Source organism: Cyanobium sp. A1C-AMD (assembly GCF_024346495.1).
Taxonomy (GTDB): domain Bacteria; phylum Cyanobacteriota; class Cyanobacteriia; order PCC-6307; family Cyanobiaceae; genus Cyanobium_A; species Cyanobium_A usitatum.
This window is the reverse complement of the sequence record NZ_JAGQDB010000080.1, coordinates 1-10,174: the sequence shown is the minus strand read 5'-3', so window position 1 is coordinate 10,174 and position 10,174 is coordinate 1. Positions and strand designations below refer to the sequence as shown.

Sequence of the window (10,174 nt, the reverse complement as noted above, 5' to 3'; positions counted from 1 at the left end):
GCAAGCGGTGCAGGCGGTGCAGGAGCGTTTCGAGCAGCTGGCCCAGGCGGCCACCGGCCAATCGCAAGGCAACCCCTTCCCGCTGGTTTTTGAAGGTGAGCTGCTGCCGCCATGAGCCGCATCGGCGCAGACCAGGCCACCTACGTGCTCGGCAGCCATCCCGAAGAGAGGTCCCGGCTGGAGCGCCAGCACCAGATCTGGCGTCCAGAAATGCTGGCCGGCTGGGATCGGGCCGGCTTCGGCCCTGGCCAGCGACTGCTCGACGTCGGCTGCGGCCCCGGTTTCGCCAGCCTGGACCTGGCCGAGCGGGTGGGGGCCCATGGCCAGGTGTTGGCGATCGACAGTGCCCCGGCCTACCTCGAGCACCTGCAGCAGCAATGCCAGCAGCGGCAGCTGTTGCAAGTGATGCCCCAGCTGGGGGATCTAGCCAAGGAGCGAGACCCAGCCAGTGAACTAGATGGGGCGCTGGGGGCGAGCAGCTGGGATGGGGCCTGGTGCCGCTGGGTGGCGATGTTTCTGCCCAGGCTGGAGCCATTGCTGGATCGGCTGGCCGCGGCCCTACGGCCGGGCGGCCGGCTAGTGCTGCACGAGTACATCAAATGGGAAACCTTCGCCCTACACCCCAAAGGCGACCAGCTGGCGAAGTTTGGGGCCCGCTGCATCCAGCACTGGTGGGCTCACGGCGGCGACCCAAACGTGGCCCAGCGCCTGCCGCAGCTGCTGGAGGCCCGCGGCTTTCGGCTGCTCCATAGCTCCAGCCTGATGGCCTGCTCCCCCACTGACCATCCAAAAGCCCAGTGGTTGATTGACTTTCTCACTAGCTACCCAGCCCAGCTGGCCGCCGCCGGCCTCTGGAGCGCCGCGGAGCAGGCCGACCTGGAGGCCGAACTGGCATGGGGCCAGCAGCACGCCAGCCTCTGGGTGACACCGGCCATTGTTGAGATGGTGTGGGAGCGGCTATGAACGGCAGCCCGGAGCATCGACTCGACCTTGGCCGCCGCCAGCGGCTGGGGATGGTGGAGGCGATCTGGGGCGAGCACAAAAGTGCTGAGCAGATCGGCCGGATCCTGGAGGAGCTGCATGGCGCAGGAGAGCTGGCGCTTGTGACCCGCGTCTCCCCTGAGAAGGCGGAAGCCGTGGCAGCACTACTTGGGCCGGAGCGAGGGGAGGCCTGGATTCTGCGGCACCATTCCCAGGCCCGCTGTCTCAGCGCCGGCCTCCTACCAAGCCCAGAATCAAAGCTGGGTCGGGTAGCGGTGCTAAGCGGCGGCACCAGCGATTTACCGGTGGCGGCCGAGGCCCAGCTGGCCCTGGCCTGCCATGGCATCGCCACCGAGCTGGTGCTGGATGTGGGCGTGGCGGGGCTGCACCGGCTGCTGGAGCGCCTCGAAGACCTGCGTCATGCCGATGTGCTGATCGCCTGCGCTGGTATGGAGGGAGCCCTGCCCACCGTGCTGGCCGGGCTGCTGCCCCAGCCGGTGATTGGCGTGCCAGTGGCGGTGGGCTACGGCGTAAGTGCCGGTGGCGTAGCCGCCCTGCACGGCATGTTGGCCAGTTGCGCCCCCGGGCTCACGGTAGTGAACATCGACAACGGTTACGGCGCCGCTATGGCAGCCCTGCGGATCCTGGGCTGCGGGCCTGGCCGGTCAGCAGCCTGGACGCAGGGGAGTTGAACCGGGCTGCTCAATCTCGAGCACCGCTTGGATCCAGAGCTGCATCGAGCGGGGCAAGAGTCCCTGCTCGTAGCGCTCGATGGCCTGCAGCAGCACCGCTGTATTAACCCAGGTTGGCGAGCGACGCAGCATCAAACCAGCCGGCACTCAGCGCAGTGTGGGTAGCTAGCCAGTTAGGGGCAAGGGGACAAGCAACGATCTCCCCTCGCCGTTTGGGACTCGAACCAGGACAACAGTCCTAGAGGTGTTGGAGCTGGGGGTAGGCCGTCAGCAATTCTTCGGTGCTCAGCACTTCACCGGCCCCTTCAGGCTGCCAGATCACCTCGATCGCCAGCAGATCAGCGGCGCCGACGGCACCGAGCTGCTGCAGCGAATCACGCACCTGGTCGGCACTGCCCGAACCCTTAAGAGCAAGCCGGCTGCGGCTTGCTACCAGCAGGGTGACGGCGATGAAATCGCTACTGGCATCGCTATCACCTGCAGCCACGCTGTCATCGCTAAAGCGCTTGCCGCCCACATTGGTGGTGACCTCCCGCTGCAACTTGCTGCGCTCAGTCATCGAGAGGCGATTGAAGGTTGATTCGGCACTACCAAAAGGAACCTGACCCACCTCTGAATTGGCATAGACCCAGAGGTCGGGGTGGCGCAGCAGGGCCAAGGTGGTCTCTTGAAGCAGGGCTTGGAGGCCCGCCGCATGGCTGGTGTCAGCGCTGCCAGCTAGACGGCGCAGATCGGTTTGAAGCTGGCGGGCCGATGCCAGCAGCCCAACCTGCAACTGGCTGATCGTGACGGGGCCATCGGGACGGCCGCCGCCCACCAGATCGCCGCGGCTGCCGGAAATTGCTGGCCCCTGGCCGCCGCCACCGCCACCTCGCACCGCGTTGAGCAACAGACCTCCCACGGCCATCAGCACAAGGAAACCGAACAGGCCGCCACCACCAAAACCAAACATTGGAATCAGGAAGGGAAAGCCAATGCCCCCTCCCCCGTAGCCACCGCGGTAGCCGCTGTTGTAGCCACCACCTCCTCCGTAGCCACCACCGCCATAGCTCCTTGGCATCGAGGGGGCCGAGCGGAAGCTGCCGCCACCGATGCGGCCGCCACTGGCGGCCCAGCTGGGGCTGGGGTGCACCACCAACAGGCTCAGGGCCAACATCGGCACGGCCAACAAGCTGAAACAGCGCCGCAAAACCAAACGGGTTGAAAGCGCCAAGGCGCTAAAAGCAATTGGTCGAAATCTAGGAACCACCGCCCACAATGGTGACCACCTCCAGCACATCGGATTCCACCACCGGCTGGGCGGGCCAGAGCTGTCTGGGCAAAATCGTGCCGTTGAACTCCACCACCACCAAGCGGGGTTTGTAGCCCAGTTCCAGCAGGGCCTGCTCCAAATGGAGCCCGTCTGAGCAAACTCGCTGATCGCCGTTTACCTGCAGGGTGATCACAGAGCCGGCGCCTCAAGTGCTGCCAGCAGCTCGGCGGTGGCGGCAGCCGGATCAACCGCCTCGGTGATCGCCCGCACCACCGCAATCCGCTGGGCTCCAGCAGCCCGCACCGCCGCCACCTTGCTGGCCTCCAGCCCGCCGATGGCAAAGAAGGGGATCGGACTAGCCGCCGCGGCCTGGCGTACGTAATCGAGCCCCACCGGCTCCCGGCCGGGCTTGGTGGGGGTGGCTTCCACCGGGCCGACTCCCAGGTAGTCGCAGCCATCGCTGACCGCCTGCTGCAGCTGGTCCAGGGCATGGGTGCTGCGGCCAATCAACCGATCGGGGCCCAGCAGCTGGCGCGCCACCGCCGGCGGCAGATCCCCCTGGCCCAGGTGCACCCCGTCGGCCTCCACCGCCAGGGCAATATCAATTCGATCATTCACCAAAAACAGGGCTCCATGGGCGGCGCAGAGTTGGCGCAGGGCCCGGGCCTGGCTGAGTTTTTGCAGGTCATCGAGACCGGCGGCCTCCTTGGCGCGGTATTGCACCAGGCGTACCCCGGCCCCCAGGGCGGCGGCTACCACCCCCTCCAGGTCGGGCACTGGCGAGGTAACTAAATAAAGGCGGCAGCTAGCCAGCAGCTCTCGGCGGCCCGCCCCGCCCGCAGCGGCCAGACGACAGGCCTGCAACAAATCCACTTCCAGGTCGTAGAGCAGATAGCGCAGAGCTGAGGCCTCCTCAGCCAGCAGGGGATCGCTGCTGCGCCCAAATTCCTCCAGCACCCGCAAAGCCTCCTGCACCCGGCCGGCGTTGGCACCCACCACGGCGCTGGGGCTGGATCGCTCCGCTTGGGCCGGATGGCCGAGGCCCGCGGCCGGATCGGTGGCGGTATGGCGCGCAAATTTGTAGGCATCGCGATGCAACCTGCCCAGCCGCTGGCGCATGTCCTTGGTGCGCACCACCAAATCGCCCCGATCGAGGCCAAAGCGGGCCCAATCTTCCAGCACCCGCAAGCCCTCCCGAGCCCGATCGAGGTTGGCATCAAGCAGACGGTCGCGAGCGGGGCTGGAGGAGCTGTCTAGGGTGGGATCCATCACACAGGGGGCCAATGGCAGGCGAGCCAAATCGGGCCAATACCGACAGCCCGATGCTGGTGCTGATTTCAGGGATTCTGCTGCTCGGCGGGATCGCAACCTTCATTGGCTGGGGTCTCACCCACGCCTATCCCGGCGCATAAGGCACGGGCCAGCTGGGCATCGGCCGCAATCTGGGCTGCGAGCTGCTCAAAGCTGGCGAAGGTTTGCTGGCGGCGCAGCAGTTGCAGCGGCTCCACCACCAGCTCCAATCCCTCAAGCTCCAGCTGCCGATCGAGCAGGTGCACCTCCACCGCCGAGGGAGACGTGGGATCCACCGTGGGCTGGGGGCCGAGGTTCATGACCGCCGGCAACATGGCCTCACCTTCCACAGACGCGGTCGCTGCATAAACCCCCTCCAGCGGCAAAAACTTACGGCCATCCACCTGCAGGTTGGCGGTGGGCCAACCGAGTTGCTTACCAAGCCCGCGACCACGCACCACTAGCCCGCTGAAGCGATAGGGACGCTCCAGCAAGCGGCGGGCTTCCGCCAGATCTCCGGCCCCTAGGGCCCGGCGGATGCGGCTGCTGCTCACCCGCTCCTCGCCATCCCAGAGCATCGGCAGCACCTGCACCTCGATGCCGTGACGGGCACCAATCACCGCCAGGGCCTGACTGTCGCCACTTCGGCCGGCCCCGAAGCGGAAGTTGTCACCGACGGCGACCCGCTGGGCCGCCAGCTGGCCCACGAGCACCTGCTCCACGAAGGCCTCGGGGCTGAGGGCGGCCAGCTCCCGGCTGAAGGGCACCAGCACCAGCTGCTCAATGCCCAGGGGCTCCAGCAGATGCAGCTTTTCAGCGGGCAGGTCGAGCCGCAAGCGCGCCTCGCCGTGCAGCACCTCGCGGGGATGGGGCCAAAAGCTCACCACCGTGGGAATCGCCGCCGCTTCGTTGCCAGCCGCAGCAGTAACCGCCGAGATGACGCGGCGATGGCCCTGATGCAGGCCATCAAAGCTGCCGAGGGCGATGGCCGTGGGGCGCAGGGCCTCCTGGGGGGATCGCAGGGGTATCAACGCTACGGAACCCAAAGGCAACGGGAGCCAAATCGATTCTCCCATGGCACCTTTGGGTCACCCATCTGGATGGCTGAATGGCTGACCGCCTCGACCTGCAGCTAATCGCCGCGGCATTGCGGCGCCTGGGCTGGATTCGGCTCTGGTCCCAGGTGGTGCTGGGAGTGGTGGTGGTTGGGGTGCTGCTTTTCAACAACATCGGCGGCCGCCTGGCGGCCAATTCAGCCCGCGCCCTCGGCCTGGGGCCTGGCATCTCGCTCACCACCATCGCCTTCCTGCTGCTGATCTGGTGCATCTGGCAGAGCTGGCTGGTGGTGCGCTGCGGCCGGGCCCTCAATTCGCCGGTGCGGCCCAGCAAGGGTGAAACAACGCGGCTGATCAAGCGGGGCGTGCTGGCCGACCTGGCCGGCATCACCCTGGCGGTGCTGGGCTATCAGTCGCTGGCCGGCAGCCTGTTTGTGCAGGCCTCCCAACAGGTGCCCGGCTTCTTTGGTGCCCAGATCCAGGCAACCCCTGGCGTGGCCGGGCGAGTGATCGGTCTACCGATCACCTCGATCGAGATGTTGGCCGTGCTGGGCAACACCCAGGTGCTGTTTGCCCATCTGATCGGGCTCTGGATCAGCCTCTGGCTGCTGCAGCGGGTTTACCGCACAGCCTGATTATCGGCCGCTCACCAAACCGGCAGATCAGCCGTGCGGCCGCGCCAGAAAATATCCGGTTGGAGCGGCGTCAGGGAGACACCACCGGCATTGATCTGGGCCACATCGGTGGGCCAGGCCGCCGGCCCCGACACCTGGGCCTCCAGATCGTTGACCACCTCCCCCGCCAGCCAGTAGTAGCTGCGGCCGCGGGGGTCTACCCGCTGCTCGAACTGGTCGGTGTAGCGACGCACCGCTGAATTGCACCAGCGCAGCTCTCCAATCGCCTCAGCCGGCCGGGGCGGCACATTGAGATTGAGCAACATGTTGCTGGGCCAACCCTCCGCCAGCATCCGCTCAGCCACATCGAGGGCGAGGCGTGCCGCTGGCGCAAATTGGCGCCATTGAAAGTCGGCACTACTTACTGCCAGGGCGGGAAGGCCCTCAATCGTGCCCTCCATCGCCGCACTCACCGTGCCGGAATACAGCACATCTGTGCCCAGGTTGGGGCCGTGGTTGATGCCGGAGAGCACCAGATCCGGCCACTCATCCAGCAAAGAAAACAGGGCGAGCTTGACGCAGTCCGAGGGGGTGCCGCTGCAGGCCCAGGCCTGGACGCCATCATCGAACAACTCATCAGCCCGCTCCGCCCGAATAGGGGTCTGCAGGGTGAGACCGTGGCCCGTAGCGGAGCGCTCCTGGTCAGGACACACCACACTCACCTGGTGGCCGCGGGCCAGGGCCGCATTGGCCAGAGTTCGAATGCCTTCAGCGAAGACCCCGTCGTCGTTGCTGATCAGGATCTTGAGCGGTGCCATCGGGCCTAACGCCATTTAGCCGCAACGTAACTGGGGTGGCTCCTTACAGTCAGCAATCCCTCCGCCCCTGCCGTGAGCGCCACCGTTTCCCTGCAGCAGCTCACCGACCAGCTCCAGGCGCTGGAAAGCCAGGCTGCAGCAGAGATCTCCACCGCCAGCACCGCTGCTGAACTGGAAGAACTTCGAGTGGGACTGCTCGGCAAGAAGGGGCGCCTTTCTGGCGTGCTCGGCGCCATGGGCAAGCTGCCTGGCGATGAGCGGCCCCTGATCGGCCAAAGGGCCAACGTGCTCAAAGAGCAGGTGCAGGCGCTCCTTGGCGAGCGGCTTACGGCAGTGAAAAGCGCAGCCATGGCCGAGCGTCTCGCCGGCGAAACCATTGACGTCACTGCGGCCTGCAGCTTCACGCCGCCGGGCCACCGCCACCCCTTAATCAGCACGATCGAAGAGATCGTCGACATCTTTGCCGGCCTGGGATATCGGGTATCGGAGGGGCCTGAGATCGAGAGCGACTACTACAACTTCACGGCCCTCAACATCCCCGAGCATCACCCCGCCCGGGACATGCAGGACACCTTTTATCTGGGCGATAGCCAACTGCTGCGCACCCACACCTCGCCGGTGCAGATCCGCTACCTGGAGAACAACCCACCGCCAGTGCGGGTGATCGCCCCAGGGCGGGTTTATCGCCGCGACGCCGTGGATGCCACCCACTCGCCCGTGTTCCACCAGGTGGAGGTGCTGGCGATTGATGAGGGGTTGGACTTCAGCCACCTGCGCGGCACCGTCACGGCCTTTCTGCAACAGTTCTTCGGCGACCTACCGGTGCGCTTTCGGGCCAGCTACTTCCCCTTCACCGAACCCAGCGCCGAGGTGGATGTGCAGTGGCGTGGCCGCTGGCTGGAGGTGATGGGCTGCGGCATGGTCGACCCCGCCGTGCTCACCGGTATGGGCCTTGATCCAGAGCGCTGGAGCGGCTTTGCCGCTGGCCTGGGTGTCGAGCGCTTCTGCATGGTGCGCCACGGCATCGACGACATTCGCCGCCTCTACACCAGCGACCTGCGCTTCCTGGAGCAGTTTTAGTTGGGCGGTTTGATTGGAGCCCCATAAACTCGGACAGCCCCTCGCTTCCCGATCGGTGCCCCGCGTCGGACTGATCGTGAATGACGGCAAGGACCTCGCCCTGTCCACCGCCGACGCCATCGAGGCGCGTTTTACGGCGGCCGGCTACGGCGTGGTGCGGGTTAGCAGCTCCGGCGGCATGGTGGGTTTCGCCAACCCCGACCAGCACCTGCGCACCCGGGGCTATGCGGCCTGCGTGCCGGCCGGCTTCGACCGGGACCTAAGCCTGGCGGTGGTGCTGGGCGGCGACGGCACCGTGCTGTCAGCTGCCCGTCAAACGGCTCCGGTTGGCGTCCCGATCCTCACCATCAATACGGGCCATCTGGGCTTTCTGGCGGAGGCCTACCTGCACCAGCTGGAGGGGGCCCTGGAGCAGGTGCTCTCCGGCGAGTGGACGGTGGAGGAGCGCACGATGCTGATCGTCAGCGTGATGCGCGGCGAGCAGCGGCGCTGGGAGGTGCTCTGCCTCAACGAAATGGCCTTGCACCGCGAGCCGCTCACCTCGATGTGCCACTTCGAAATCGCCATCGGCCGCCATGCCCCAGTCGATATCGCCGCCGACGGGGTGATCCTCGCCACCCCCACCGGCTCCACCGCCTACGCCCTCAGCGCCGGCGGACCGGTGATCACCCCCGACTGCCCGGTGCTGCAACTCACGCCGATCGCACCCCATTCGCTGGCTTCGCGCGCCCTGGTGTTCAGCGACCGCGAGCCGGTGACGGTGTTTCCCGCCACGCCCGAGCGACTGATGATGGTGGTGGATGGCAGCGCTGGTTGTTACATCTGGCCGGAGGATCGAATCCTGGTACGCCGCAGCGAGCAGCCCGCGCGCTTTGTGCGGCTGGCCGACCACGAGTTTTTCCAGGTGCTGCGCAACAAATTGGGTTGGGGCCTGCCCCACGTGGCCAAGCCCGGCAACGGCACGGCGCCATGAACGATTCCCACATCCTGCTGCTGGGCCCGGAAGCCGAGGCCCTGGCGCCACGGCTGGAGGCTTCCGGCTACTCGTGCTGCAGGGAGCCTGTGCCGGCTGGGGCAACCCCAGATGCGGTGCTGCTTTCCAGCGGCGATTCGGGCCGCATCGCCTCCCTGCGAGAACAGTGGGGCCCCATCCCCGTGCTGCTGGATGTGGGCGACGACACGGTGGAGGCGCGGGTCCACTGCCTCAGCTCAGGAGCAGACGACTTCTGGCTTTCGAGCCTCGGCCCCAGCGACCTGCTGATGCGGCTGCGATTGCATCTAGATCTCACAAGCCGCGCCAATGTGCCGGCCCAGCTACTGCAGGTGGGCGACCTGGTGCTGAATCCCAGCACCCGCCAAGTGAAACGGGGAGCGCGGCCCGTGGGCCTGACGGCCAGGGAATACCAGCTGCTGCTGCTGCTGCTGGAGCGCAAGGGCACTGTGGTGAGCCGGGAGTTGATCCTGCGCCAGGTATGGAACGACGAGCAGGCCAGCAACAGCAGCAGCAACGTGATTGAGGTCTATGTGCGCTACCTGCGCCAGAAGCTGGAGGAGGGCGGCGAACGACGGCTGATCCACACGATCCGCGGTCAGGGCTATTGCCTGAGCGAGCGGCTGCCCCAGCTGGAGGCCCGCGAATGAGCGCCAGACGCGGCTGGGGGCTAGCCCTACCTGGGGTGGCTGCCCTGCTGTGCGGCTTCACGCCGCCGCCCCAATGGCTGCCGATCACGGCCCGGTGGTGCCTGGCGCCTGATCGCTGTATCGCCATGGAGGTGGCCGACACCCCCGAAAAGCAGAGCAAGGGCCTGCAGCTGCGGCCGGCGCTAGCGCCATTGCGGGGCATGTGGTTCCCCTACAACCCGCCGTCTCTGGCGCGCTTCTGGATGCACCGCACCCCCGAACCCCTCGACATGTTGTTTGTGCAGGGCGGCCGGGTGGTGGCGATCGAAGCCCACACCAAACCCTGCCTGCACCTGCCCTGCCGCAGCTACGGCCCTGATCAGGAGGTGGACGGCGTGCTGGAGCTTGCCGCCGGCCAGGCCGCAGCCCAGGGCATCCAGGTGGGCACGGCGGTGCGGCTAGAGGCCATCAAGGCAGCCGCCCCTTCAACACCAACACCGGATTGAGCGGCGACAGGCGGGTGCCATCGGCGAGAGGGGCACCGCGCCAGGCCTGGTGCTGGGCCAGCGCCACCTGGCAGCCCGCCTGCTCCAGCAGCGGCCGCAACTCCGCCAAAGCTTCCAACGTGGCCAGGGGGATCACCACCACCCCGCCAGGCCGCAGCCGCTGCAGCACCGCAGCCAGCACCGCCGCGCGCTCGCGGCCACCTCCGCCGATCAGCACCCGATCCGGATCGGGCAGCTCCGCCAGGGCCTCGGGGGCCCGGCCCTCG

General features: G+C 66.9%; 13 protein-coding genes and 2 pseudogenes. 8 read left to right on the top strand and 7 right to left on the bottom strand.

The genetic code is table 11. The annotated features are described in order from the left end of the window. The 3 genes and pseudogenes from KBY74_RS11615 to larB all read left to right on the top strand — a co-directional run. Nucleotides 1-115, top strand: a pseudogene (locus KBY74_RS11615) (TIGR03792 family protein); the annotation flags it as partial. After that, nucleotides 112-963, top strand: coding sequence for a class I SAM-dependent methyltransferase (locus KBY74_RS11610; RefSeq protein ID WP_254942841.1), 852 nt, complete (start codon nucleotides 112-114; stop codon nucleotides 961-963). The pseudogene KBY74_RS11615 and the gene KBY74_RS11610, both read left to right, overlap by 4 nt. Beyond that, nucleotides 960-1,673, top strand: a complete 714-nt coding sequence (gene larB / locus KBY74_RS11605) for a nickel pincer cofactor biosynthesis protein LarB (RefSeq protein ID WP_254942840.1) — start codon at nucleotides 960-962, stop codon at nucleotides 1,671-1,673. The genes KBY74_RS11610 and larB overlap by 4 nt, the downstream gene beginning before the upstream one ends. On the opposite strand, the gene KBY74_RS11600 is transcribed toward larB, so the two are convergent. The 5 genes from KBY74_RS11600 to KBY74_RS11580 all read right to left on the bottom strand — a co-directional run bounded on the left by KBY74_RS11600 (nucleotide 1,647) and on the right by KBY74_RS11580 (nucleotide 5,246). Next, nucleotides 1,647-1,805 carry a hypothetical protein gene (locus KBY74_RS11600; RefSeq protein ID WP_254937779.1) on the bottom strand — a complete coding sequence of 53 codons (159 nt, stop codon included), beginning with the start codon at nucleotides 1,803-1,805 and terminating at the stop codon, nucleotides 1,647-1,649. The two genes, larB and KBY74_RS11600, sit on opposite strands and share 27 nt — an antisense overlap. Nucleotides 1,806-1,911: 106 nt before the next feature. Beyond that, entirely contained in the window at nucleotides 1,912-2,829 is a 918-nt protein-coding gene (locus tag KBY74_RS11595) for a DUF1517 domain-containing protein (RefSeq protein ID WP_254942843.1), read from the bottom strand. Nucleotides 2,830-2,911: 82 nt separating this feature from the next. Then, nucleotides 2,912-3,115, bottom strand: coding sequence for a sulfur carrier protein ThiS (thiS, locus tag KBY74_RS11590; protein WP_254942842.1), 204 nt, complete (start codon nucleotides 3,113-3,115; stop codon nucleotides 2,912-2,914). Further along, nucleotides 3,115-4,194, bottom strand: coding sequence for a thiamine phosphate synthase (locus KBY74_RS11585; RefSeq protein WP_254942839.1), 1,080 nt, complete (start codon nucleotides 4,192-4,194; stop codon nucleotides 3,115-3,117). Before KBY74_RS11585 ends, thiS begins: the two co-directional genes overlap by 1 nt. A 68-nt stretch (nucleotides 4,195-4,262) precedes the next feature. Beyond that, nucleotides 4,263-5,246: a bifunctional riboflavin kinase/FAD synthetase gene (locus KBY74_RS11580; RefSeq protein ID WP_396123183.1), complete on the bottom strand. Its 984-nt coding sequence runs from the start codon at nucleotides 5,244-5,246 to the stop codon at nucleotides 4,263-4,265. 77 nt (nucleotides 5,247-5,323) lie between these two features. Between KBY74_RS11580 and KBY74_RS11575 the strand changes: the two genes are divergently transcribed. Continuing rightward, a complete protein-coding gene (locus tag KBY74_RS11575) occupies nucleotides 5,324-5,905 on the top strand; it encodes a DUF3611 family protein (RefSeq protein ID WP_254942837.1) in 582 nt (193 codons plus the stop codon). A gap of 11 nt (nucleotides 5,906-5,916) precedes the next feature. On the opposite strand, the gene surE is transcribed toward KBY74_RS11575, so the two are convergent. Then, nucleotides 5,917-6,702, bottom strand: a complete 786-nt coding sequence (surE, locus tag KBY74_RS11570) for a 5'/3'-nucleotidase SurE (RefSeq protein WP_106502229.1) — start codon at nucleotides 6,700-6,702, stop codon at nucleotides 5,917-5,919. A gap of 72 nt (nucleotides 6,703-6,774) precedes the next feature. Here surE and pheS point away from each other — a divergent pair, with 72 nt between their 5' ends. Genes pheS through KBY74_RS11550 form a run of 4 tightly spaced genes read left to right on the top strand, consistent with a single transcriptional unit; the run spans nucleotide 6,775 to nucleotide 9,908 of the window. After that, a complete protein-coding gene (pheS, locus tag KBY74_RS11565) occupies nucleotides 6,775-7,782 on the top strand; it encodes a phenylalanine--tRNA ligase subunit alpha (protein WP_106502230.1) in 1,008 nt (335 codons plus the stop codon). 55 nt (nucleotides 7,783-7,837) lie between these two features. Further along, nucleotides 7,838-8,755, top strand: a complete 918-nt coding sequence (locus KBY74_RS11560) for an NAD(+) kinase (protein WP_254942836.1) — start codon at nucleotides 7,838-7,840, stop codon at nucleotides 8,753-8,755. After that, complete coding sequence (locus KBY74_RS11555) at nucleotides 8,752-9,423, top strand: response regulator transcription factor (protein WP_254942835.1); 672 nt, start codon at nucleotides 8,752-8,754, stop codon at nucleotides 9,421-9,423. Before KBY74_RS11560 ends, KBY74_RS11555 begins: the two co-directional genes overlap by 4 nt. Next, entirely contained in the window at nucleotides 9,420-9,908 is a 489-nt protein-coding gene (locus KBY74_RS11550) for a DUF192 domain-containing protein (protein WP_254942834.1), read from the top strand. Before KBY74_RS11555 ends, KBY74_RS11550 begins: the two co-directional genes overlap by 4 nt. Here KBY74_RS11550 and KBY74_RS11545 read toward each other — a convergent pair. Then, nucleotides 9,871-10,174: pseudogene (locus KBY74_RS11545) on the bottom strand (bifunctional cobalt-precorrin-7 (C(5))-methyltransferase/cobalt-precorrin-6B (C(15))-methyltransferase); the annotation flags it as partial. The gene KBY74_RS11550 and the pseudogene KBY74_RS11545 overlap by 38 nt on opposite strands.